The 23280-nt window shown below is 71.6% G+C and carries 23 protein-coding genes and 3 pseudogenes; 10 read left to right on the top strand and 16 right to left on the bottom strand.

Going from position 1 to position 23280, the window contains the following annotated elements; translation table 11 throughout:
* Positions 1–4: 4 nt before the first annotated feature.
* On the bottom strand, positions 5–760 hold the full coding sequence (locus AQI70_RS28310) for a hypothetical protein (protein ID WP_062155011.1): 756 nt from the start codon (positions 758–760) through the stop codon (positions 5–7).
* A 220-nt stretch (positions 761–980) separates the two neighbouring features.
* Between AQI70_RS28310 and AQI70_RS28305 the strand changes: the two genes are divergently transcribed.
* From AQI70_RS28305 to AQI70_RS28295, 3 genes are read left to right on the top strand one after another with little or no spacing between them, the layout of a single operon-like run.
* Positions 981–2264 (top strand): magnesium transporter MgtE N-terminal domain-containing protein, encoded by a 1284-nt coding sequence (locus tag AQI70_RS28305; RefSeq protein ID WP_062155009.1) that lies wholly within the window; start codon positions 981–983, stop codon positions 2262–2264.
* A complete protein-coding gene (locus tag AQI70_RS28300; protein ID WP_062155007.1) occupies positions 2254–2850 on the top strand; it encodes a DUF1003 domain-containing protein in 597 nt (198 codons plus the stop codon). Before AQI70_RS28305 ends, AQI70_RS28300 begins: the two co-directional genes overlap by 11 nt.
* A 43-nt stretch (positions 2851–2893) precedes the next feature.
* Positions 2894–4027, top strand: a complete 1134-nt coding sequence (locus AQI70_RS28295) for an Mrp/NBP35 family ATP-binding protein (protein WP_062155005.1) — start codon at positions 2894–2896, stop codon at positions 4025–4027.
* Between the two features lie 102 nt (positions 4028–4129).
* On the opposite strand, the gene AQI70_RS28290 is transcribed toward AQI70_RS28295, so the two are convergent.
* The 5 genes from AQI70_RS28290 to sigE form a co-directional block, all read right to left on the bottom strand.
* Positions 4130–4798, bottom strand: coding sequence for a hypothetical protein (locus tag AQI70_RS28290; RefSeq protein WP_062155002.1), 669 nt, complete (start codon positions 4796–4798; stop codon positions 4130–4132).
* A gap of 227 nt (positions 4799–5025) precedes the next feature.
* Positions 5026–5466 carry a sec-independent translocase gene (locus AQI70_RS28285; RefSeq protein ID WP_062154997.1) on the bottom strand — a complete coding sequence of 147 codons (441 nt, stop codon included), beginning with the start codon at positions 5464–5466 and terminating at the stop codon, positions 5026–5028.
* Positions 5467–5685: 219 nt separating this feature from the next.
* Positions 5686–7674 carry a S1C family serine protease gene (locus tag AQI70_RS28280; RefSeq protein WP_062154995.1) on the bottom strand — a complete coding sequence of 663 codons (1989 nt, stop codon included), beginning with the start codon at positions 7672–7674 and terminating at the stop codon, positions 5686–5688.
* Between the two features lie 352 nt (positions 7675–8026).
* The gene (locus tag AQI70_RS28275) at positions 8027–8998 is read right to left on the bottom strand and encodes a zf-HC2 domain-containing protein (protein WP_062154993.1); all 972 of its coding nucleotides are present in this window, start codon (positions 8996–8998) and stop codon (positions 8027–8029) included.
* Positions 8995–9693: an RNA polymerase sigma factor SigE gene (gene sigE, locus AQI70_RS28270; RefSeq protein ID WP_037642843.1), complete on the bottom strand. Its 699-nt coding sequence runs from the start codon at positions 9691–9693 to the stop codon at positions 8995–8997. Before sigE ends, AQI70_RS28275 begins: the two co-directional genes overlap by 4 nt.
* Before the next feature lie 235 nt (positions 9694–9928).
* On the opposite strand from sigE, the gene AQI70_RS28265 reads away from it, so the two are divergent.
* The gene (locus AQI70_RS28265; protein WP_279616766.1) at positions 9929–10627 is read left to right on the top strand and encodes an O-methyltransferase; all 699 of its coding nucleotides are present in this window, start codon (positions 9929–9931) and stop codon (positions 10625–10627) included.
* A gap of 147 nt (positions 10628–10774) precedes the next feature.
* Here AQI70_RS28265 and AQI70_RS37830 read toward each other — a convergent pair whose 3' ends face one another.
* Entirely contained in the window at positions 10775–10942 is a 168-nt protein-coding gene (locus AQI70_RS37830) for a DUF3117 domain-containing protein (protein ID WP_003966491.1), read from the bottom strand.
* A gap of 368 nt (positions 10943–11310) precedes the next feature.
* Here AQI70_RS37830 and chcB point away from each other — a divergent pair, with 368 nt between their 5' ends.
* Positions 11311–12114: a 2-cyclohexenylcarbonyl CoA isomerase gene (gene chcB, locus AQI70_RS28260; RefSeq protein WP_062154991.1), complete on the top strand. Its 804-nt coding sequence runs from the start codon at positions 11311–11313 to the stop codon at positions 12112–12114.
* 86 nt (positions 12115–12200) lie between these two features.
* Here chcB and AQI70_RS28255 read toward each other — a convergent pair whose 3' ends face one another.
* A complete protein-coding gene (locus AQI70_RS28255; protein ID WP_062154989.1) occupies positions 12201–12788 on the bottom strand; it encodes a DNA-3-methyladenine glycosylase I in 588 nt (195 codons plus the stop codon).
* Positions 12785–13135, bottom strand: a complete 351-nt coding sequence (locus AQI70_RS28250) for a DivIVA domain-containing protein (RefSeq protein ID WP_062154988.1) — start codon at positions 13133–13135, stop codon at positions 12785–12787. Before AQI70_RS28250 ends, AQI70_RS28255 begins: the two co-directional genes overlap by 4 nt.
* A gap of 145 nt (positions 13136–13280) precedes the next feature.
* Between AQI70_RS28250 and folP the strand changes: the two genes are divergently transcribed.
* Positions 13281–14141 (top strand): dihydropteroate synthase, encoded by an 861-nt coding sequence (folP, locus tag AQI70_RS28245; RefSeq protein WP_062154987.1) that lies wholly within the window; start codon positions 13281–13283, stop codon positions 14139–14141.
* Positions 14142–14299: 158 nt separating this feature from the next.
* Here the strand turns inward: folP and AQI70_RS28240 are convergent, their stop codons facing one another.
* A complete protein-coding gene (locus AQI70_RS28240; protein ID WP_062154986.1) occupies positions 14300–15058 on the bottom strand; it encodes an LOG family protein in 759 nt (252 codons plus the stop codon).
* 137 nt (positions 15059–15195) lie between these two features.
* Positions 15196–16275, bottom strand: coding sequence for a succinyl-diaminopimelate desuccinylase (gene dapE, locus AQI70_RS28235; RefSeq protein ID WP_062154985.1), 1080 nt, complete (start codon positions 16273–16275; stop codon positions 15196–15198).
* Positions 16276–16360: 85 nt separating this feature from the next.
* Here dapE and AQI70_RS28230 point away from each other — a divergent pair, with 85 nt between their 5' ends.
* Both AQI70_RS28230 and AQI70_RS28225 read left to right on the top strand, forming a co-directional pair.
* A complete protein-coding gene (locus AQI70_RS28230) occupies positions 16361–17335 on the top strand; it encodes a VldE C-terminal domain-containing protein (protein ID WP_107117102.1) in 975 nt (324 codons plus the stop codon).
* Between the two features lie 345 nt (positions 17336–17680).
* Positions 17681–18178 (top strand): hypothetical protein, encoded by a 498-nt coding sequence (locus AQI70_RS28225; RefSeq protein WP_062154983.1) that lies wholly within the window; start codon positions 17681–17683, stop codon positions 18176–18178.
* A gap of 132 nt (positions 18179–18310) precedes the next feature.
* Here the strand turns inward: AQI70_RS28225 and AQI70_RS28220 are convergent, their stop codons facing one another.
* Positions 18311–19414, bottom strand: a complete 1104-nt coding sequence (locus AQI70_RS28220) for a bifunctional succinyldiaminopimelate transaminase/glutamate-prephenate aminotransferase (protein ID WP_062154981.1) — start codon at positions 19412–19414, stop codon at positions 18311–18313.
* 139 nt (positions 19415–19553) lie between these two features.
* Positions 19554–19874, bottom strand: coding sequence for a ferredoxin (gene fdxA / locus AQI70_RS28215; RefSeq protein ID WP_003998156.1), 321 nt, complete (start codon positions 19872–19874; stop codon positions 19554–19556).
* 140 nt (positions 19875–20014) lie between these two features.
* Here fdxA and AQI70_RS28210 point away from each other — a divergent pair, with 140 nt between their 5' ends.
* Both AQI70_RS28210 and AQI70_RS28205 read left to right on the top strand, forming a co-directional pair.
* Positions 20015–21007 (top strand): GNAT family N-acetyltransferase, encoded by a 993-nt coding sequence (locus AQI70_RS28210; RefSeq protein ID WP_062154979.1) that lies wholly within the window; start codon positions 20015–20017, stop codon positions 21005–21007.
* Between the two features lie 52 nt (positions 21008–21059).
* Positions 21060–21920 carry a transglutaminase family protein gene (locus tag AQI70_RS28205; RefSeq protein ID WP_062154977.1) on the top strand — a complete coding sequence of 287 codons (861 nt, stop codon included), beginning with the start codon at positions 21060–21062 and terminating at the stop codon, positions 21918–21920.
* A 133-nt stretch (positions 21921–22053) separates the two neighbouring features.
* Here the strand turns inward: AQI70_RS28205 and AQI70_RS28200 are convergent.
* From AQI70_RS28200 to AQI70_RS40955, 3 pseudogenes are all read right to left on the bottom strand, one after another.
* A pseudogene (locus AQI70_RS28200) lies at positions 22054–22669 on the bottom strand (response regulator transcription factor).
* A pseudogene (locus tag AQI70_RS28195) lies at positions 22666–23091 on the bottom strand (sensor histidine kinase); the annotation flags it as partial. The pseudogenes AQI70_RS28195 and AQI70_RS28200, both read right to left, overlap by 4 nt.
* Positions 23061–23153 (bottom strand): annotated as a pseudogene (locus AQI70_RS40955) (ABC transporter ATP-binding protein); the annotation flags it as partial. The pseudogenes AQI70_RS40955 and AQI70_RS28195, both read right to left, overlap by 31 nt.
* Between the last annotated feature and the right edge of the window lie 127 nt (positions 23154–23280).

Raw genomic sequence — 23280 nt, 5'->3', positions numbered from 1 at the left:
TCGCCTACGAGGTCGGCAGCTGCTGGCCGTAGTCCACCGTTTCGTCCTTGGCGGGCTTCTCCAGGGCGAAGTCCGCGCCCCAGGCGGAGAAGGTCAGCGTGCCCCCGCCGCCCGCTCGCGTCAGACGGAGGGGGTAGGGGGTGCCCTCCAGGGAGACGTCGAGGGTGCCGCCGGAGCCGGCGTCGCCGGTGATGCGGATGGTGCGGGTGCCCGCCTGTTCGTGGTGGCCGTCCGTCGCCAGCGTGCCGTGGAGGGTCAACAGCCCGTCGAGGAGGACGTCCTTGTCCGTGAAACCGCTGAACTTCTTGTACGAGGGGTCGCCCTGCGGCACCTTCACATACTTGCCGTCCAGCTTGTCCGCGGCCGCCGCGTCCGCCGCGCCGGTGCCGCCCTCCCCGCCCGCATCGCTCCAGAAGCCGGCGTCGGCCTTCAGATACAGCTGCTCGCCGACCCTCAGCAGCTGGAATGTCGACCCCTGCGAGGTGACCGAGCCCGTCGCGCCGTCGGACTTCAGCCGCATGTCGAGTTTGTATGTGCGCCCGCTGGTGACCACGTTCCCGGAGAGGCGTACCGCGTCGGCGGAGTCGGCGGCCGTACGGGTCTTGCGCTGGATCTCGGCGGCCGGCAGCCTGCCGACCCCGTTGGTGCCCTCGTCGGGGTCCTCACTGCATCCCGTCAGTCCTGTTCCCGACACGACCAGGGCGCACACTGCGCTCATCAGCGCGGCCCGGCGCGTACGACCCTGGGGAATCGCAGTCACAGGTGGGGCTGCCTTTCTGTGGTGGGACCCGAGCGGCGTACGCAGCGTACCGGGGCCTCACGGCCCAGGCGGAGCCAGTCCGTCCGGACGGCTCACCAGGGCGTACCGGATCCGTACGGGCTAGCCTGAAGCCCACCTGAGCGGGCAATTCGGATAACCGGCACAGTCAGCGGAACAGCAACAACAACTCGGCACACCAGCACGCAAAGGAGCCGCAGCCATGGCAGCCGGCGCTCCCCGGATCTTCGTCTCGCATCTCGCCGGCGTCGCCGCTTTCGACCCGAACGGCGACCAGGTCGGCCGGGTCCGCGATCTCGTCGTCATGCTGCGCGTCGGCCGACGCCCCCCGCGCCTGCTCGGCCTGGTCGTCGAACTCGCCACCCGGCGCCGCATCTTCCTGCCCATGACCCGGGTGACCAGCATCGAGTCCGGCCAGGTCATCACCACCGGCGTGCTCAACGTCCGCCGCTTCGAGCAGCGCCCCACCGAGCGCCTGGTCTTCGGCGAGCTGCTCGACCGGCGCGTCACCCTCGTCGAGACCGGCGAGGAGGTCACCGTCCTCGATCTGTCGGTGCACCAGCTGCCGGCCCGCCGGGAGTGGGAGATCGACAAGGTGTACGTACGCAAGGGCGGCAAGAGCGGGGCCTTCCGGCGCGCCAAGGGCGAGTCGCTGACCGTCGAGTGGTCCGCCGTCACCGGCTTCTCCGCGGAGGAGAAGGGGCAGGGCGCCGAGAGCCTGCTGGCCACCTTCGAGCAGCTGCGCCCCGCCGACCTCGCCAACGTCCTGCACCACCTCTCCCCCAAGCGCCGCGCCGAGGTCGCCGCCGCCCTCGACGACGACCGCCTCGCCGACGTACTCGAAGAGCTCCCGGAGGACGACCAGATCGAGATCCTCGGCAAGCTGAAGGAGGAGCGCGCCGCCGACGTCCTGGAGGCCATGGACCCCGACGACGCGGCCGATCTGCTCAGCGAGCTCCCGGAGGACGACCAGGAGCGGCTGCTGAGCCTGATGCAGCCCGCCGACGCGGCCGACATGCGCCGCCTGATGGCGTACGAGGAGCACACGGCGGGCGGCTTGATGACCACCGAGCCGATCATCCTGCGCCCGGACGCCACCGTCGCCGACGCCCTCGCCCGGGTCCGCAACCCCGACCTGTCGCCCGCCCTCGCCGCCCAGGTCTACGTCTGCCGCCCGCCCGACGAGACGCCCACCGGCAAGTACCTCGGCACGGTCCACTTCCAGCGTCTGCTGCGCGACCCGCCGTACACCCTGGTCAGCTCGCTCGTCGACGAGGCCCTCGAACCCCTGGAGCCGGACGCCGCGCTGCCGGTCGTCGCCGGGTTCTTCGCGACGTACGACATGGTCGCGGCGCCCGTCGTCGACGAGTCGGGTTCGCTGCTGGGCGTGGTGACCGTGGACGACGTACTGGACCACATGCTGCCCGAGGACTGGCGGGAGACGGAGTTCCACCTGGACGAGGGGGTGACGGCGCATGGCTCCTGAGCGCGAGAGCACGCGCGAGCGCACGGTGTCGGGCGCCACCGCGGCCACCCGGGCGCACCGCACACGCCTCGACCAACCCCGCCCGCCGCGCCGCCGCATCCTGCCCGAGTGGGATCCGGAGGCCTTCGGACGGCTGTCGGAGCGCATCGCCCGCTTCATCGGCACCGGGCGGTTCCTCGTCTGGATGACGGTCGTGATCATCGTGTGGGTGCTGTGGAACATCGCAGCGCCGAGCGACCTGCGCTGGGACGAGTACCCGTTCATCTTCCTGACCCTGGTCCTGTCCCTGCAGGCCTCGTACGCCGCCCCGCTGATCCTGCTCGCCCAGAACCGGCAGGACGACCGCGACCGGGTCAATCTCGAACAGGACCGCAAACAGAACGAGCGGTCGATCGCCGACACCGAGTACCTGACCAGGGAGATCGCCGCGCTGCGCATCGGCCTGGGCGAGGTGGCCACCCGCGACTGGATGCGCTCGGAGCTGCAGGACCTGACGAAGGAGCTGGAGGAGCGGCACAACGGTCACCGCGAGCACGGGGTATTCCCGGCAGATCGGTCGCCGGGACGTGACGTAGACGACCGGTGACGGGCTTTCCGGGGGATGGCTACCGCGCCGTACCATCGTCTCTATGGCTACGGAAGACGCGGTGCGCGAAGCACTGGCGACGGTGAACGACCCCGAGATCAACCGCCCCATCACCGAGCTCGGGATGGTCAAGTCGGTCGACATCGGTGCGGACGGTGCGGTCGCGGTCACCGTGTACCTGACGGTGTCCGGGTGCCCCATGCGCGAGACGATCACGCAGCGCGTCACCGACGCCGTCTCCCGGGTCGACGGCGTCACCCGCGTCGACGTCACGCTCGACGTCATGAGCGACGAGCAGCGCAAGGAGCTGGCGAACGCCCTGCGCGGCGGCCAGACCGAGCGCGAGGTGCCCTTCGCCAAGCCCGGCTCGCTCACCCGCGTCTACGCGGTCGCGTCCGGCAAGGGCGGCGTCGGCAAGTCGTCGGTGACGGTGAACCTGGCGGCGGCGATGGCGGCCGACGGCCTCAAGGTCGGCGTCGTCGACGCCGACATCTACGGCCACAGCGTGCCGCGCATGCTGGGCGCCGACGGCCGTCCGACCCAGGTCGAGAACATGATCATGCCGCCGTCCGCGAACGGCGTGAAGGTCATCTCCATCGGCATGTTCACGCCGGGCAACGCCCCGGTCGTGTGGCGCGGCCCGATGCTGCACCGGGCGCTCCAGCAGTTCCTGGCGGACGTGTACTGGGGCGACCTGGACGTCCTGCTCCTGGACCTCCCGCCCGGCACCGGCGACATCGCCATCTCCGTCGCCCAGCTGGTCCCGAACGCCGAGATCCTGGTCGTCACGACCCCGCAGCAGGCGGCGGCCGAGGTCGCCGAGCGCGCCGGGTCCATCGCGGTCCAGACCCACCAGAAGATCGTCGGCGTGGTCGAGAACATGTCCGGCCTGCCCTGCCCGCACTGCGGCGAGATGGTCGACGTCTTCGGCACGGGCGGCGGCCAGCTGGTCGCCGACGGCCTGACCCGCACGACCGGCACGAACGTCCCGGTGCTCGGCAACATCCCGATCGACGTCCGCCTGCGCGAGGGCAGCGACGAGGGCAAGCCGGTGGTCCTGACCGACCCGGACTCCCCGGCGGGCGCCGCGCTGCGGGCGATTGCCGGGAAGCTGGGCGGACGGCAGCGGGGCCTTTCGGGGCTGTCGCTGGGGATCACACCGAAGAACAAGTTCTGATACGCCCCCAGGGGCGCGGGGCGCAGCCGCGAACGGCACGAAGCCCTACGACGAAGGGGCGCCGCATCACCCGCGGCGCCCCTTCGTCGTGTTCGCCCGGTGTCATGCGTACGCGGTGATGTCCTTGACCACGGCGAAGCCCAGCCCGTACGCGCTCATCCCTCTCCCGTACGCCCCCACGTGAACGCCCTGCTGGGTCGACCCGGCCAGCACCCAGCCGAACTCCGACTCACGGTAGTGGAAGGGCGTGGGCACCCCGTCCACCGGCAGGGAGAGCGTCGACCAGTCCGGCCCGTCCAGATCGTCGGCCAGCGCCCACGCCGTCTCCGTCTGCTGCTCCAGCCAGTCGTCCCGCAGCGTGTGGTCCATCTGCCCCGGCCATGTGAACGACAGCAGCCCCACACCCGCCAGCCACGCCGCCGAGGACACCGACGTGGCCTCCAGTAGCCCCGTACCGTCGGCGCTCCGGCGGGACGGATTCGCCGCGACGGTCACCACGACCGCGAACTTCTCCCGGTCCTCCGACGCCTCGTTCCGTACGGAGGGCTCGTCGCCGTGCCCGATCGACCCGTGTTCCACGGCACCGTCGGCCGCCGTACCGACCTGCATCAGCCAGCGCGGCCCCGTGAAGGCCTCGTCGAGGCCGTACCAGGGGAAGGGCGCCAGCAGGTAGCCGTCGACCGTGCGCCAGGCGGAGGGGACCTGCTGTCCGCTCTCCGCGGCCGGTTCCTGCGCGACTGCCCGACTCGTCGTCTGACTCGTCGTCTCCATGTGCCCGGACGCCTCCTCGTTCTCGCCGGACCAGCCCGGCCCGCCCCCCTTCGGGCGTACTCGTCCGGTCCGCACAACAACTCGGCAGCATAGCCACACCGCTCCGAGCAGCAGGGAAACCGCCCGGCGCGTGGGGCGCGCAGGGGGCGGGTTCAGGCCGTGCGCGACCCGGGCGGAGTATGAGAAGCGTCACGTACGAACGGTGGCCGCCCCCGGGGCCGTACGGCTCAGGTGGCGTCCGCGTCGTAGGGCGGGCGCTCGTCGCGGGGGTTCTCGGGCTTCTTCGTCATGTCGACGCTGCCGCCGGAGGAGCCGGACGAGGACGACGACGAGGACGACTCCGGGTCACGGCCGTGGACGGCGTCGGTGACCTCGGCCATCTCCTTCTTCAGGTCGAAGCCGTTGCGGATCTCCTTCAGCCCCAGGTCGTCGTTGTCCAGCTGCTTGCGGATGAACGTCTTGGGGTTGAGGTCCTCGAACTCGAAGTCCTTGAACTCCGGGCCCAGTTCCTGCCGGATGTCCTGCTTGGCGCTCTCCGAGAACTCGCGGATCTTGCGGATCGTCCGCGTGACGTCCTGGATGACCTTCGGGAGCTTGTCCGGACCGAAGACGAGCACGGCGAGGACGATGAGCGTCACCAGCTCGAGCGGTCCTATGTCATTGAACACCTGAAGCTCCTTGCGATGTCCTCGGTCCTCGGCCCTCGGTGGTCTGTGCGGGCCTTGCCGTGGTCCGGGCCGGATCCAAGGTACCTGCCGATCCCGTACGACCGGTACTGTCCCGAGGTCTCCGAGTGCGCGTACGCGTGCGGTTTTGTGGGTTGTTTGCCATGTGGCGGCCGGTTCGGGGCGGCCACGGGGCTCTGATCTGTGATGTTTCCGTGAGTCTCAGCCACCGCTCGACGAGCCCAGCGTCAGCGAGATCCTCATCTCCTTGCCGCCGCGCTGGAGGGTCAGCTCCAGACGGTCGCCGGGGCGGTGGGCCCGGGTCCTGACGATGAGTTCCTCGCCGGAGTGGACGCGTTGGCCGTCGACCTCGGTGATGACGTCGCCCGGCTTGATGCCGGCCTTGTCGCCGGGGCCGCCCTCGCTGACCGAGGGACCGCCGTCGCTGCCCTTGGTGCCGACGCGGGCGCCGTCGCCGGTGTAGGCCATGTCGAGGGTGACGCCGATGACGGGGTGGGTCGCCCTTCCGGTGTTGATCAGCTCCTCGGTGACCCGCTTGGCCTGGTTGACCGGGATGGCGAAGCCGAGGCCTATGGAGCCGGACTGACCACTGTCGAGATCGGAGCCGCTGTCGGCGGAACGTATGGCGGAGTTGATGCCGATGACACGGGCCCGCGCGTCGAGGAGGGGGCCGCCGGAGTTGCCGGGGTTGATGGGGGCGTCGGTCTGCAGCGCGTCCACGTACGACACGTCACTGCCGTCGCCGCTCTCGCCGCCGGCCGTGATCGGCCGCTCCTTGGCGCTGATGATGCCGGAGGTGACGGTGCCCGCCAGGTCGAAGGGGGCGCCGATGGCGACGACGGGGTCGCCGACCTGGACGTTGTCGGAGTTGCCGAGCGGCAGGGGCTCAAGGCCGCTCACGCCGGTCACCTTGACGACGGCGAGGTCGTAGCCGCCGTCCCGTCCGACGACGGTGGCCTTGGCGGTGTCCCCGCTGTGGAAGGTCACCGTTATCTCGCCGTCGTCCCCGGCGGGCTCGACGACGTGGTTGTTGGTGAGGATGTGGCCCCGGTCGTCGAGTACGAACCCGGTCCCGGTGCCCTGCTCCTCGCTCCCGCTCACATGCAGGGTCACCACGCTGGGCAGGGCGCGCGCGGCGATCCCGGCGACACTGTCGGGCGCCCGCCCGGTGGGTTCGGCCGCGGACTGCGGCAGTTCCACGTCCCCCACGCCGCCGTTGCGCTCAAGGTACGCCCCCACGACACCGCCGATGCCTCCGGAGACGAGCGCGAGCAGCAGGGCGCCGACGAGGAGCACCTTCTTCGCACGCCTGCGCTTCTGCTCCTCGGTGGCGACCGCGGCGCCGTTCTGCTGGAGGGGGGCGGCGGGGTGCGCGGCGCGGGCCCAGGGGTCGTAGTTCTGCCATGGGTTGGCGGCGGAGGGCGGGGCGTCCGCGTAGGCGGGGACGGGAGCGGCGTGGGCGGGGGCGCCGGCCGTCGTGGCTGCCGGGGGCGGCACGGGGGTGGGCATGCCGGGGGCCGGTGGCACGGCCTGGTCGGGCATGGCGAGGGCCGACGTCGGGACCGGAGCACCAGCGGTCGCGCCATGCGCTGCGCCTGGCGCGCCGGGTGTGGGGGCCGGCAGGCCGTGCGCCGGCGGGGGCGGCATCGGTACGGCCGTCCCGTGCGCCGGCGTGGTCGCCGGATGCTGGACCGGCGGAGCAGGCGCCCAGGGACCGGGCTCCCCGTAGGGAGGGGTGCTGTAGGGGTCGGGGTCGTGCAGCGGCTTGGGACGCTCGTCGACCGGCTCCCCGGCCACCGCGGCGGGACCGTCGGCCGACGGAACGGATGCGGGCGCAGCAGCCGGCCGCGCCAGCTCGAAGTCGCCCTCAGCGGAAGCCGTCACGTCGCCGCCGGCGCCGCCTGTGCCGCCCGCAGCAGGCCGGGCCAGCTCGAAGTCGCCCTCGGCCGAAGCCGCGTCGCCGGCCACGCCCGCCTCGGGCCGCGCCAGCTCGAAGTCACCGTCGGCGCCACCGCCGAGGCCCCGCTCACCGGCGCCTGCGGGTGTCGTGGGCTCCGTCGCGTCCGGCAGATCCGGCGTCGTCCCGCTCATCCCGTCCGGCGTCGGGGCAGCCGTCTCCGCCTGGGCCGAGGCCCCCTGCGGCCGAGGTCGGCTCCACCACTTCGCCTTCGCGGGCTTCCCCTCGTTCATGTTCTGCTTCCTACTCGCTGCTGACCGTTGCTCGAGTAGGACGCTTCGCTCTCCGCCGCGTCCAGAGGAGCCCCGCACGAACGGCGCTGCGTCGACGGAAGCGGACGCACGTGACCCCTGGTTCCTCGGCAGGCCGCCACCGGGAACGTCCCGGTGCCCGAATGCCTACTCACCTCTGCGCTGTCGCACTCAAGTTCCCCCCAGGAAACCGGCGACGTCGTGCTACCTCCCCCATCTGGCACGCGGCGTCAACGGCGGCCGCGGATCATCGACTCCGCGCCCGGCCGTGAGGCCTCGGGCGCGACCCACCCTGGATTCAATCAGGTTCGTGGGCCGCTGCGCAGAGGCCGGCTCAGCGGCCGGTCGCCGGGGAGGTGGCGGGGGATGACGTGGTGTCGGGGACGGGTGCGGCGAGCAGGTCGGGAGTTGCCGTGATGTCGGGGGTCGTGGACCACGCGGTCAGGGTGAGCGGCGGGGTCGCGCTGAGCGGGCGTATCAGTGGCGACATGGCGGCCGCGCCGGCCACCACGGGCGCCGTCAGGGTGTGCATGTCCTGGTCGGCCGACCGGGCCGGCATCCCGGGCAGCAGCGGTGCCGACACCTCGGTCGGGGCCACCGGGGTGTCGGGAGTCCGCTGGCTCTGCCCCTGCGCGGACAGCGGGCCGGTGCCCCGGCGGCGCTGGTTCTCGGGTGCCGTCGCCGCGCCGGTGCCCTGCGTCCTGGCCGGCGTCACCTTGCTGCCGCCCGAGCCGCCGCGCGCCTCCACGTCGGTCGGCACACTCGCCGTGACGCCGCCCAGCGAGATGGCCGCCAGTGACACCGCCCCCGCCGCGACCAGCGCGAACCGCATACGGGAGGACCCGGAGCGATCGGCGTCGTGACGGCTCACGGGATGGGTGCGGAAGCCGCGGTCCGAGACGGGGAGCGCGGGGGCGTGCGGACGGGAAGGGACGTATCCGAACTCGAAGCGGTCGCCCCGCTTCACGCCGAACGCCCCGGTGGCACCGGGCCGTCCGGAGAGTCCGCCGAACCCTCCCCCGCCCAGCGGCGAGCCGCCGCCGTCCAGGTCACCTCCCCCGGGGAGGCCCTGGAGCCGGGCCAGGAAACTCTCGGAGGGAGGCGGCGGGGCCGCCTCCGCGAAGACGTTCTTCAGTCGGCGCTGGGCGTCCACCTCGGCCTTGCACTTGGCGCAGGTCGCCAGGTGGGCCAGGACACGCTCACGCGTCTCATGACCGAGCTCTCCGTCGACGAGGGCGGAGAGTCGGTCGCCAAGGTGCTGCTCTGCCAGGAGCCTTTCGGCGGGGTCGGGTCGGGAGCCACTCACGCGGTCGCGCCCCCTCCCCCCAGTGCGGCCACACGCGGCACGAAGGAGCGGCGCTCGGCGCGCGCCTCCGGCGAGCGGTGGGCGAGGGCCTTGCGCAGCTGCGAGCGGCCACGGTGGATCCGGGACCGGACCGTGCCGAGCTTCACTCCCAGGGTCGCGGCGATCTCCTCGTACGACAGTCCTTCGATGTCGCACAGGACGACCGCGGCGCGGAACTCGGGCGCGAGGGTGTCGAGGGCCTGCTGGACGTCCGCGTCGAAGTGCGCGTCGTTGAAGACCTGCTGGGGCGTGGGCTCCTTGCTGGGCAGCCGCTCGGCCGCGTCCTCGCCCAGCGCGTCGAAGCGGATGCGCTGCTTGCGGCGGACCATGTCCAGGAAGAGGTTGGTGGTGATGCGGTGCAGCCAGCCCTCGAAGGTGCCCGGGGTGTAGGTCGACAGGGAGCGGAAGACGCGGACGAAGACCTCCTGCGTGAGGTCCTCGGCGTCGTGCTGGTTACCGGTGAGGCGGTACGCCAGCCGGTAGACCCGGCCGCTGTGCGTGCTGACGATCTCCTCCCAGGTGGGCGGAGTCCACGCCTGCCCGTCCGCGTCGGTGGAGAAGGTCGCGGTCTGGGCGTAGTCGCCGGCGTGGCTGTGGTCAGCAGTGTCGTTCACGGATTTCGGCCTGCCCGCCGATCCGAGAAAGCGCCGCAGCACTCCTCCCCGATCCACAGGCGCAGCCGCACCTCCCCTGTCGGCTCTGGTGGTGTCCAGTGGAGCCCCTACCATAGCCACCTCGCCCGTTAGCTCCGGATAAGCGGTTTTACGAGAATTTGATCTGGGCTGATACGGCTGGTGGGCCTGCGTCAGCACTTGCTCGCGGTCTCGCTCGGCATCGTGATCCAACTGTGTCCCCCCGCTCGTCTTCCCACCCCTCTAAACGCCTGGTCCCATCTGCGGGTTCCCGCCCCCAACGGATACAGTCACGCCCAGGCAACCACGGGGCAAGGAGAGGGTCATTACCGGCAACCGGCAGACGAGCTGGGCGTTCGCCGACGCCTATGTCGCCGAGGACGAAGCGCTGCGCTGGGCCCGCGACCGGGCCCGTGAGGCGGGGCTGCGCTCGGTGTCGCCCGGCACGGGCGCCGCCCTGCGGTTGCTGGCCGCGTCGGTGGACGCGAAAGCCGTGGCCGAGATCGGCACCGGGTGCGGTGTCTCCGGGATCCATCTCCTGCACGGCATGCGTCCCGACGGCGTCCTGACGACGGTCGACCCCGAGCCGGAGCACCAGCAGTTCGCCCGCCAGGCCTTCCGCGCCTCCGGCTTCGCCAGCAACCGCGCCCGCTTCATCCCGGGCCGCGCCCTGGACGTCCTGCCCCGCCTCGCGGACGCCGGCTACGACCTCGTCTTCTGTGACGGCGACCGGCTGGAGTTTCTCGACTATCTCGCTGAATCGTTGCGTCTGCTGCGTCCGGGCGGCCTCGTCGTCTTCGAGGGCGTTTTCGCCAACGGGCGCACGGTGGACTCGGGCCCCCAGCCGACCGAGGTCATACGGATCCGGGAGCTGCTGCGCGCGGTGCGCGAGAGTCAGGAGCTGGTGCCGTCGCTGCTGCCGGTCGGGGACGGCCTGCTGTGCGCGGTCAAGCGGTGAGCGCTGGAAGCACGGTTTGAAGCACGGTACGTCGGGGACGCCGTATCGAAGGAACGAACACGCGCAAGAGAGGCACCCGCGGAAAGCGGCGACCCCGGCACCGTATGCGATACCGGGGTCGCCGAAAGGTTAGGGTCGCTTCCCGCGTCAGCCGACGACCTTCTTGAGGGCGTCGCCGAGTGCGTCGGCCTCGTCAGGGGTCAGCTCGACGACGAGCCGACCGCCGCCTTCGAGCGGAACGCGCATGACGATGCCCCGCCCCTCCTTGGTCACCTCGAGCGGGCCATCGCCCGTCCGCGGCTTCATGGCCGCCATGCTCGTTCCCCTTCCTGAAACCAGCTCATCGTCAAAGCCGACGGCCCCATGGAGGGCACGCGCGTCTGGCATGAGACACGCGACACCGGCATCGAACACATTGCTTCCAAGCCATTATCCCGCATCTCAGGACCCGATGACCAACATCAGTCGGCATCGCTTGGGCAACGCGCGCGAGCAAAACCACTCAATTCGGCGATGTGACTGCGATACTGCGCCCCCGCACGCGATTCGGCCGAACAGAATCGGACACACATTCTTTGACGCAGGTCACATGACCGCTTGCCGGTGATCTCCGCCATGCTGTCCTTCAGACAGGCGCGTACCGACGAGTACGCCCGAGCCGCCGACACCGGAGGGGATACGCCATGGCCGACACCGTGCTCTACGAGGTGAGCGACGGGCTCGCGACGATCACGCTCAACCGCCCCGAGGCGATGAACGCGCTGAACATCGCGGCGAAGGTCGCCCTGCGGGACGCGGTCCAGGCTGCTGCGGGCGACGACGCCGTACGGGCCGTGCTGCTGACGGCGGCCGGGGAGCGGGCGTTCTGTGTGGGGCAGGACCTGAAGGAGCACATCGGGCTGCTCGCCGCGGACCGGGAGACGGGGTCCGGGCAGACGATGAGCACGGTGCGGGAGCACTACAACCCGATCGTGCGGGCGCTGGCCGGGATGCGGAAGCCCGTGGTGGCCGGGGTGAACGGCGTCGCGGCCGGGGCGGGATTCGGGTTCGCGCTGGCCGCGGACTACCGGGTCGTGGCCGACACGGCGGCCTTCAACACGTCGTTCGCGGGGGTCGCGCTGACCGCCGACTCGGGCATCTCGTGGACGCTGCCGCGGGTCGTGGGACCTGGACGGGCGGCTGACCTGCTGCTTTTCCCGCGGAACATCAAGGCGCAGGAGGCGTACGACCTGGGTATCGCGAACCGAGTCGTGCCCTCTGCCGACCTGCGCGGGGAGGCCGAGAAGGTGGCGCGGGCACTCGCCGAGGGGCCGACGGTGGCGTATGGGGCGATCAAGGAAGCGGTGGCGTTCGGGCTGTCGCACTCCTTGGAGGAGACCTTGGAGAAGGAGGACGAGCTGCAGACGCGGGCGGGGTCTTCCGAGGACCACGCGATTGCGGTGCAGGCCTTCGTCAACAAGGAGAAGCCGAAGTACTTGGGCCGATGAGCTCGGGGCGGTAGCGCCGTCGGGGGGCCGCGGGGGCGGGGGGCTGGTCGCGCCACGCGGCGGAGCCGCATACAGGCCCGCGCCCCTCAGGGGGCGCTTCTCGCGATGCAGGTTTCCAGGTGGTCGTCCACCAGGCCGCACGCCTGCATCAGCGCGTATGCCGTCGTCGGGCCCACGAAGCGCAGGCCCCGCTTCTTCAGGGCCCTGGACAGGGCCGTGGACTCCGGGGTGACTGCGGGGACGTCCGCCAGTGTCTTCGGTACCGGGCGGGTGGTCGGGTCCGGGGCGTGGGACCAGATCAGGGCGTCCAGCTCACCCGGGGCCCAGTCGGCCAGCACGCGCGCGTTGGCGAGGGTCGCGTCGATCTTGGCGCGATTGCGGATGATGCCGGGGTCCGCGATGAGGCGCTCGCGGTCCTCGTCGGTGAACGCGGCGACCTTGGCGATCTCGAAGTCGGCGAAGGCGGTACGGAAGGCCGGGCGGCGGCGCAGGATCGTGATCCAGGACAGGCCGGACTGGAAGGCCTCCAGGCTGAGGCGTTCGTAGAGCGCGTCGTCGCCGTGGACCGGGCGGCCCCACTCCTCGTCGTGGTACGTCACATAGTCCGCGGTCGAGAGGGCCCAGGGGCAGCGCAGGGCGCCGTCCGGTCCGGCGAGGGCCGTACCGTCGCTCATTGCTGCTCCTCCTGGGCGGGCTTCTCCATCGACACATGGCCGGCCGGTCTCTGCGCGCCGGCCAGCGCGGACTCCAGGTCGGCGATGCGGGCGTCGCGCTCCGCGAGTTCGGCGCCGAGGCGGCTGAGGGCGTCGTCGACGTCGGACATGCGGTAGCCGCGGGCGGCGAGCGGGAAGCGGAGGCTCTCGATGTCCGCGCGGTTGACGGGGCGGTCCGGCGGCAGGGCGTCCTGCAGGCGCTCCGGCGGGGCCTCCGGCAGCGGGCCGTCGCCCTCGCCGCCGCCCACCACGGCGAGTGTCACCGCGGCGACCACGACGGCCAGCGCGACGACCAGGAACAAGAACATAACCATCGCTGTGGCCCCCACGGTCGGTGAATGCGAGCGGTCGAGTGTGTCAGTGTCCGATCGTGCCATGCGACTCTGACAGTTAGGGTCGCAGGCGGCCGAAGGCCGGCGACTTGCCAGGACGTACTAGGAGAGGTCACAGGGGATGCTCAGGCTGGGCAGGCGTGCGTTCGACGCGCATGAGCCGGTGATCATGGCGATCGTCAACCGGACCCCGGACTCCTTCTACGACCAAGGGGCCACGTTCCGTGACGAGCCCGCCCTCGCGCGCGTGGAGCAGGCGGTGGCGGAGGGGGCGGCGATCATCGACATCGGCGGGGTCAAGGCCGGGCCGGGGGAAGAGGTGACCGCCGCGGAGGAGGCGCGGCGGACGGTCGGGTTCGTGGCCGAGGTGCGGCGGCGTTTTCCGGATGTCGTGATCAGTGTGGACACCTGGCGGGCCGAGGTCGGGGCGGCGGTGTGCGAGGCGGGGGCGGATCTGCTGAACGACGCGTGGGGTGGGGTGGACCCGGGGCTGGCGGAGGTCGCCGCGCGGTACCGGGTGGGGCTGGTGTGTACGCATGCGGGGGGTGCCGAGCCTCGGACGCGGCCGCATCGGGTGACGTACGACGACGTCATGGCCGACATTCTGCGGGTGACGGTGGGGCTGGCCGAGCGGGCGTTGTCGCTGGGGGTGCCGCGGGAGTCGATCCTGATCGATCCAGGGCACGACTTCGGGAAGAACACGCGGCACAGTCTGGAGGCGACTCGGCGGCTGGGGGAGATGGTGGGGACGGGGTGGCCGGTGTTGGTTTCCCTGTCCAACAAGGACTTCGTCGGGGAGACCTTGGACAAGCCCGTGAAGGAGCGGGTGCTGGGGACGCTGGCCACGACTGCGGTGTCGGCGTGGTTGGGGGCGCAGGTGTACCGGGTCCATGAGGTGGCGGAGACCCGTCAGGTCCTGGACATGGTGGCGTCGATCGCGGGGCACCGGCCTCCGGCGGTGGCCCGGCGGGGGCTGGCGTAGGCGAGTTTTCCTCGCCCCCGCCACCCCTGCCCGTCCCGTCCCTGGGGGCCTGCGGCCCCCAGACCCCCGCTATCGGCCCTGAACGGGCCTCGTCCTCAAACTCCCCCAAGCTCTTCGAGCAGGGGGACCCCCGGACGGGCTGAAAGACACGCCCGGCGCTAGCGCCCCGCCTCCTTCGACACCAGTGCCACCGCCTCCTCCACATCGTCCGTGACGTGGAACAGGAGCAGGTCCTTCTCCGATGCCTTGCCCTGGGCCACCAGGGTGTTCCTCAGCCAGTCGACCAGGCCGCCCCAGTATTCGCTGCCGAAGAGGACGATCGGGAAGCGGGTGACCTTCTGGGTCTGGACGAGGGTCAGGGCCTCGAAGAGTTCGTCGAGGGTGCCGAGACCGCCGGGAAGTACGACAAATCCTTGTGCGTACTTCACGAACATCATTTTTCTGACGAAGAAGTACCGGAAGTTCAGGCCGATGTCGACGTAGGGATTGAGGCCCTGCTCGAAGGGCAGCTCGATGCCGAGGCCGACCGAGATGCCGCCCGCCTCGCACGCGCCCTTGTTCGCCGCCTCCATGACACCGGGGCCGCCGCCGGTGATCACCGCGAAGCCGGCCTCGACGAGGCCCCGGCCGAGGCGGACTCCCGCGTCGTACTCGGGAGAGTCGACCGGTGTGCGTGCCGAGCCGAACACGCTGATCGCGGAGGGGAGTTCGGCGAGCGTGCCGAAGCCTTCGATGAACTCCGACTGGATGCGCAGGACCCGCCACGGGTCGGTGTGGACCCAGTCGGAGGGCCCGCCCACGTCCAGCAGCCGCTGGTCGGTCGTACTCGCCGTCACCTGGCTCCGCCTCCGGATGACCGGTCCCAGGCGCTGCTCCGACGGTGGCTGCTTCTTCCCCTCGGGGTTGCCGGTAGCCATGTGCGCTCCCTCCACTGCGGGGCCTGCGGGTGTTGCAGGTCTATCCACCTCAGCGTAGATCCACGCGGGTTACGGGCGGGGGACGTGAGCATGTCCGCCATGAAGCGCCATCCCGGGCGACCCCTGCCCCGGCGCCGCTACGCCGTGAGCCACGCCCTCAGCCGCTCCTCCCCCGCGAGGATCTTCGCGGTTTCCACCCGTTCGTCCCGCTTGTGCGCCAAGTGCGGGTTGCCGGGGCCGTAGTTGACCGCCGGGATGCCCAGGGACGAGAAGCGGGAGACGTCCGTCCAGCCGTACTTGGGCCGCGCGGTGCCCCCGACCGCCGCCATGAACGCCGCGGCCGCCGGGTGGGACAGGCCGGGCAGCGCGCCGCCGCTGTGGTCGTCCACCACGAACTCCTCGACACCGCAGTCCGCGAACACCTCCCGGATGTGCGCGATGGCCTCCTCCTCCGTGCGGTCCGGCGCGTAGCGGAAGTTGACGGTCACCACGCACTCGTCGGGGATGACGTTGCCCGCCACGCCGCCCGAGATGCCGACCGCGTTCAGGCCCTCCCGGTACTCCAGGCCGTCGATCACCGGGTAGCGCGGTTCGTAGGCGGCCAGCCTCGCCAGGATCGGCGCCGCCGCGTGGATGGCGTTCGAGCCCATCCAGCTGCGGGCGGAGTGGGCGCGCTCGCCCTTGGTCTTGAGGAGCATCCTGAGCGTGCCCTGGCAGCCGCCCTCCACCTCGCCGTCCGACGGCTCCAGCAGCACCGCGAAGTCGCCCTCCAGCCACTCCGGACGGTTCTCGGCGATGTGCTTGAGGCCGTTGAGCTCCGCGGTCACCTCTTCGTTGTCGTAGAAGACGAAGGTCAGGTCGCGGTTGGGAGCGGGGACCGTGGCCGCGATGCGCAGCTGGACCGCGACGCCCGATTTCATGTCGCAGGTGCCGCAGCCCCACAGGACGCCGTCCTCGTCCAGCCGCGACGGGACGTTGTCCGCGATCGGCACCGTGTCGATGTGGCCGGCGAGGATCACGCGCTCCGGGCGCCCCAGGTCGGTCCGCGCCACGACGTTGTTGCCGTACCGGTCGACCGTGAGGTGCGGCAGGGCGCGCAGGGCGGCCTCGACGGCGTCCGCGAGGGGCTGCTCCGTGCCGCTGACGGAGGGGAAGTCGACGAGCTGAGCGGTGAGCTTCGCGGCGTCCAGCGTGAGGTCAAGGGAGGTGTCGGCCATGGTGCCGACCCTAACCCGGCCGGGCTGCGCCCCACTTTCCCCACTCGGCTCATACCCCCCAGTAACCTCGGCTACCTTGTAGGGCGTGCCAGAGCTGTCCCCCTCTCCGAAACGTCGTGGCCGCCTCCTGCGTCGCGGAGCGGCCTTCCTGGTCCTGCTCGCCGTAGCGGGATATCTCGCGGTGCAGTACGTCACCGGGGGCACGGGCGCCCCGGGCTGCGAGGTCGTCTCGGACAAGGGCGACGGGGCGCGGTACGAGTTCACGCCGGAGCAGGCGGTGAACGCGGCGACCATCGCCGCCGTCGGCACCGGCCGCGGGCTGCCCGAGCGGGCCGTGACGATCGCCCTCGCCACCGCGCTCCAGGAGTCGGCGCTGCGCAACATCAGCCATGGCGACCGTGACTCGCTGGGCCTGTTCCAGCAGCGGCCCTCGCAGGGCTGGGGCACGGAGCGGGAGATCATGGACCCGATCTACTCGGCGGGCATCTTCTACGAGCACCTGGTCAAGGTCCGCGACTACCAGGAGCTGCCGCTCACCGTCGCCGCGCAGCGCGTCCAGCGCAGCGGCTTCCCCGAGGCGTACGCCAAGCACGAGCCGGACGCGACGCTGCTCGCCGCGGCCCTCACCGGGCGTTCGGCGGCCACGCTGACCTGTGAGGGGCGTCCCGGGGCCACCCGGGGCGGGGGGCCGGACTCCGTACGGGCCGCGCTGCTACGGGACTTCGGGCAGGACGCGCTCCGCCCGGCCGCAACCGAGGTGGGCGGCGAGAAGGCCACGCCCACGCCCGTTCCTTCGGTGATCGAGCGCGACGAGCGGACCGTCGTGCTGCCCGTGACCGCCGACAAGGGATCCGGCGCGCGCAGTGCCCGCGAGCGGGGGTGGCAGCTGGCCCACTGGGCCGTGGCCAACGCCTCCGACCTGCACATCAAGCGGGTGTCGTACGCCGGCCGGGAGTGGACCGCCGGGAACACCGACAGCCAGTGGCGCCCGATCGCCGCGGGGGGTTCCTCGGGGGCGGAGAGCGGTCCGGGCTCGGTCCGGATCGTGACGGCCCCGTAGTACGCGCAGAGGTTCGGGAACTCACTCCCCGGGGTTACCCGGGGCCTCGGTCGGCGACGGTGTGCGCAGGTTTTCGCGCGGTCACCCACGCATCCGTCAAATGCCTTGAGAACAAAGGGATGTAAGGATTCGGCGGACTTTCGGGCGGCGAGCGCTTTGCCCGTTTTTATCCGCAGGCGATAATGCGACGCATTGCCAACTCTTTACATTGCGGCGCCGCAACCTTCGCGGGCTTCGAGCGGTAGTCACTGCGTCCGAGCCCGGAGATCAACAGCCAGTCGGTCAACTGCCGGGTGTGGCCGGACACTTCATCGTTCTCATCCGACATACCGTCGAAGGAGCATCATGTCCCTCCCCCTGACCCGCCGGATCGCCCGTGCCGCGCTGCTCGTCGCTGCGGGAGCGGCTGCCGGGGTCGGTGCGGCCGGCTCCGCCAGCGCGGCCCCCGAACTGCCCGACGCCTCGAAGGTCGGCGGGCTGACCGCCCTGGACGGCACGAACGTCGTCGACGGCGCGGCCCAGAACGCCACCGGGCTCGCGGGCGGCGCCGTCGACACGGCGGTCGACAAGGCGCTGCCGACCGCGACGAAGGCCGGCGACAAGGTGACCAAGACCGGTGGCAAGGCCGCGAAGAAGGCCGTGCCGACCGCGGCCAAGGCCGGTGGCAAGGTGACCAAGGCCGGCGGCAAGGTCGCCAAGAAGGCGACGCCTGCGGCGCAGGAGACCGCGGGTGGCGTGGCCGGGTCGGTCGGGACCGTCCTGGGTGACGCGACCGGGGTGGCCACGCAGGGTGGCGTGGCGAAGACCGGTTCGCTGCCGGTGCAGGCGTTCCCGATCGGCTGACGATCCGCTGACGGTCGGCCGCGCCTGGCTTGAGCCGCCGACGGGGTCCGGGGACTTCCCTGGACCCCGTCGGCTTTTGCGTGCTTGCGCCGGGCGAGGCGGGCGCCCGGCCCTGCCGGCTGTGCCCGCCCGTTACGGTCGTGACGACAGGCGCCGTACGGCCGCCCGCACCCGTTCGTCCGTCGCGGTGAAGGCCACGCGTACGTGCCGGGCGCCCGCCTCGCCGTAGAAGTCGCCCGGCGCGACCAGGATGCCGAGGTCGGCGAGATGGGCGACCGTGGTCCAGCAGGACTCGTCCCTCGTGGCCCAGAGGTAGAGGCTGGCCTCGCTGTGCTCGATGCGGAAGCCGTGGGACTCCAGTGCCTCGCGGAGAGCCGTACGGCGGGCCGCGTAGCGGTCGCGCTGGACGCGGACGTGCTCGTCGTCGCCGAGCGCCGCGACCACCGCCGCCTGGGTCGGCGCCGACGTCATCATGCCGCCGTGCTTGCGGATCTCCAGGAGCGGACCGAGGACCGCCGGGTCACCGGCCAGGAAGGCGGCGCGGTAGCCGGCCAGGTTCGAGCGCTTGGAGAGGCTGTGGACGGCGACGATGCCCTCGTACGAGCCGCCGTTCACGTCCGGGTGCAGGACCGAGACCGGGTCGGCCTCCCAGCCCAGCTCCAGGTAGCACTCGTCGGAGAAGAGCAGGATGCCGTGCTCGCGGGCCCAGGCGACGATCCGGGTCAGTTCCTGCTTCGACAGGACCTTGCCCGTGGGGTTGGACGGCGAGTTCAGCCACAGCAGCTTCAGGCCCCGCGGGTCCAGCTGCGTCGGGTCGTCGTACACCTCGTACTCCGCGCGGGCGAGGCGGGCGCCCACCTCGTACGTCGGGTAGGCGAGACGCGGGTAGGCCACCTTGTCGCCGGGGCCGAGGCCCAGCTGGGTGGGGAGCCAGGCGACCAGTTCCTTGGAGCCGACGATGGGCAGCACGTGCCGGTGGGTGACCTCGCGGGCGCCCAGGCGGCGCTCCACCCAGCCCGTGATCGCGTCCCGTAGCGCCGGGGTGCCCCAGACCGTCGGATAGCCCGGGGAGTCCGCCGCGTCGATCAGGGCCTTCTGGATCAGCTCGGGCACCGGGTCGACCGGCGTGCCGACCGAGAGGTCGACGATGCCGTCCGGGTGCGCGGCGGCCGTCTTCTTGTACGGCTCCAGCTTGTCCCAGGGGAAGGTCGGAAGGCGGTCGGAGACTGCGGACACGGGATCTGGCTCACTTTCTGGAACTGCCAGGAACTGCCTGGTGGTGCCGGATACGGCAACGCCTCGGTCCCGCACGGCGATCAGGGCGAATCAGGCCGTACGGGACCGAGGCGGCACGCTGTGCGGGTCGCCGGTGGGGTTACTCGGCCTGCGGCGGCAGCGCGGCGACGAACGGGTGGTCCCGCTCGATCAGACCCAGCTTGCTGGCGCCACCGGGCGAGCCGAGCTCGTCGAAGAACTCGACGTTCGCCTTGTAGTAGTCCTTCCACTCCTCCGGCACGTCGTCCTCGTAGAAGATCGCCTCGACCGGGCAGACCGGCTCACAGGCACCACAGTCGACGCATTCGTCCGGGTGGATGTACAAGGACCGGGAGCCCTCGTAGATGCAGTCGACCGGGCACTCCTCGATGCACGCCTTGTCCTTGACGTCGACACAAGGCTGCGCGATGACGTAGGTCACGCTGTCGTTCCTCCTCGATAGGGCGCTGGCGGGCCTCCTCAGGCTCCGCCGCCTGGCGCGCGGGAGCGCGGCGTCGTCGATGCCCGCCCCTAGTATCTCCGTTCTTGGGCATGATCCGAACAGGAGGGGTGAACTGACCTGTGGAAATCTATGGCACCGGGCGCCTGGAGGTCCGTATCACCGCTGCTGACGTGGGCAAACGGGTCTCGGTACGCCGCCTGAACGATCCTGCGGTTCCGGGTGAGAAGTTCACCGACACGGTGGGTGTTCTCGCATCATGGGACGACGGTGTGCTGCTGATCACACGGAAGAGTGGCGAGACCGTCCACATTCCGGAAACGTCGCTGGTCGCGGGCAAGGTCGTGCCCGCCGCTCCCGCCCGGCGCCGGGGGCCCGCCGCCACGTACGAGGAACTCGCGCGCGTCGCCACGCGCGCGTGGCGGCCGGTGGAGAGCGAACGGCTCGGCGAGTGGGAGCTGCGGGCCGCGTCCGGGTTCACCCGCCGGGCCAACTCGGTGCTGCCGCTCGGCGACCCCGGGATGCCGCTGGAGGCCGCGCTCGATGTCGTACGGCGCTGGTACGGCGACCGTGGGCTGCCCGCGTACGTCCAGACCGCGACCGGGGCCGAGGGCACGCAGGAGCTGCTGTGCGCGGAGCTGGAGCGGCTGGGGTGGGTGCGGGAGGTGTCCGCCGAGATGTGGATCGGGTCGCTGGCGCCGGTGGCCGATCTGGATGAGGGCGCCGGAGTGGTGCTGTCCCGGGAGGCGGACGAGGCTTGGCTTGCGCGGTATCAGCGCAAAGGGGTGAGCGAGGTGGCCCTCAAGGTGCTCGGGAGCGGGCCGTCGGTGTGGTTCGCGACGGTTCCCGGTGCGGCGGGTGGTGCCCCTGCCGCGATCGGGCGGTGTGTCGTGGACGGGCGGTGGGCCGGGTTCGCCGCCGTGGAGGTGGATCCGGCGCTGCGGCGGCGGGGGCTGGCCACCCGGGTGATGGCGGCGCTGGCCCGGCAGGCGCTCGACGAGGGGGCGTCGGCGGCGTGGCTGCAGGTCGAGACGGAGAACGCGGGGGCGCGGGAGCTGTACGCCGGGATGGGGTTCGCCGCGCATCACGCGTATCACCACTATCGAGCGCTGTGAGCAGTCGCCGCCGGCAGCGGTACCGATCGCCGTGAAAGGGCACGAGCCAGCTATGCGTCCCCCCTACCCGCCACATCCGCCACCGCCCGAACGCTCCGCCGAGCTGCGGCGCCGGTTCGCCGAAGAGGCGCGGTCCGAGCGGCCCGACCTGTCCACGCTGTGTCTGCTGCTGGGAGCCGAGGCGGACGGGGAGCTGGACGAGGCGGGCATGGATGCGGTGCAGGTGGAGCTGGACGGCCTGGCGGGGCAGCTGCCGTTCCGGCCCGGCGGGCCGCGGGCGTGGGCGGTCGCGCTGCGGGAGCTGCTCGGGGAGCGGTACGGGTTCCGTGGCTCCGCCGCGGATTATCAGCGGCTGGAGTCGTCGTTGCTGCATCAGGTGCTGGTGCGGCGCAGGGGGCTGCCGATTCTGCTGTCGGTGGTGTGGCTGGAGGTGGCGCGGCGGGCGGGGGCTCCGGTGTACGGGGTCGCACTGCCGGGACACTTCGTCGTGGGGTTCGGGCCGGCCGATGAGCAGGTGCTCGCCGACCCGTTCGACGGGGGGCGGGTGCTGACCGGGGGCGATGCGGAGCTGCTGGTGGCGGGGGCCACGGGGGCGCCGTTGCATCCGTCGATGCTGGGTCCGGCCGATCCCCTGGAGGTGGTGCTGCGGATCCTGAACAACATCCGGGCCTGGGCGGCCACCCGGCCGGAGCGGACGGATGTGGCCCTGTGGGCGGTGGAGTTGTCGCTGTTGCTGCCCTCGCATCCGGCCCGGCTGCGGTTCGAGCGGGCGCAGTTGCTGGTGCAGCGGGGGGACTTCGTCGAGGGGGCCGTGGGGTTGGAGGAGTACGCGGAGTTGATCGGTGCGGTGGATGCTGCCGCGGCGGAACGGGTGCGGGGGCAGGCCAGGGCGGCTCGGGCGATGTTGAACTGATGGTTCGCCTGATCGCCGTGAGGGATCCTGGTGTGGTGCGACTACGGGGCCGTTGTGGCTGGTCGCGCCCACGCGGCGGAGCCGCATATCGATACAGCCCCCCGCCCCTGAGGGCGTTGCCCCTGGCGGCGATTCACAACCAGCCCTTCTCCCTCGCGATCCTCACCGCCTCCGCGCGGTTCCGTGCCGCCAGTTTCTGGATCGCCGTCGAGAGGTAGTTCCGTACCGTCCCCTGGGACAGGTGCAGGGCCGCCGCCAGCTCGGCGTTCGTGGAGGCCGTCCTCGGCCGCTCGCAGGACCTCTCGCTCGCGGTCCGTCAGAGGGTTGGCGCCCTCCGCCAGGGCCGCTGCCGCCAGCGTGGGGTCGATGACTCGTTCTCCCGCCAGCACCTTCCGTACCGCCTCCGCCAACTGGGCCGCCGGTGCGTCCTTGACCAGGAAGGCGCCGGCGCCCGCCTCCATCGCGCCGCGGAGGTAACCGGGGCGGCCGAAGGTCGTGAGGACGACCAGCTTCACGGCCGGCAGCTCCTTGTGCAGCAGCGCCGCCGCCTCGATGCCCGTCGCGCCCGGCATCTCGATGTCCAGGAGCGCCACGTCCACCTCGTGCTCGCGGGCGGCCGGCAGGACCTCGTCACCGCGAGCCACCTGGACGACGACCTCGATGTCGTCCTCCAGGCCGAGCAGGGCGGCCAGGGCCTCGCGGACCATCGACTGGTCCTCCGCCAGCAGGACCTTGATCGTCGGGCTCATGTCGCGGATCCTACGTCCGCCGAGGCCGCTGCGGCCGGGACCCGTGCGGTCAGGCGGAAGCCGTGCCTGGTCCCGCCCGCCTCCAGGGTGCCGCCCGCCTTCTCCAGGCGTTCCGTCAGTCCCGTCAGGCCGTTGCCCGCGGTGCTGCCCGCGCCGCCCGAGCCGTTGTCGGCCACGGAGAGTTCGAGGACGGGGCCGTCCAGGGTCTGGCGGCGCAGGAGTTCCACCGCGCAGCGCCGGGCGCCGCTGTGGCGTACCACGTTGGTGACCGCCTCGCGCAGCGCCCAGGCGAGGGCCGTCTCGCTGTCCTCGGGGACGCCCGTGAGATCCGGTTCGGCGGGCAGGTCCGCGCTGATCCCGGCCGCCGTCAAGGCGACCTTGGCGCCCGACGCAGCGCGAGGGTCAGTCCGTCGACGGCCCGTACGTTCCCGTAGCTCTTGCTCACCTGGTCGAATGCGACCACTGTCGTTGTCATGTGGTCCACAGTGGCCGCGCGGGCCGGGGCCGCGGCAGTGCCGGTGGTCCTGACTGCCGGATGACAGATGTCATACGACGACGGAGGGCACCCGGTGTGCGCCGGGTGCCCTCCGTCGTCGTCTGCGGCGGATCCG

The sequence above is a fragment of the Streptomyces curacoi genome (assembly GCF_001513975.1).
Taxonomy (GTDB): domain Bacteria; phylum Actinomycetota; class Actinomycetes; order Streptomycetales; family Streptomycetaceae; genus Streptomyces; species Streptomyces curacoi.
Note: the sequence above shows the minus strand (reverse complement) of the source record. Positions and strands in the feature narration are given on the sequence as shown.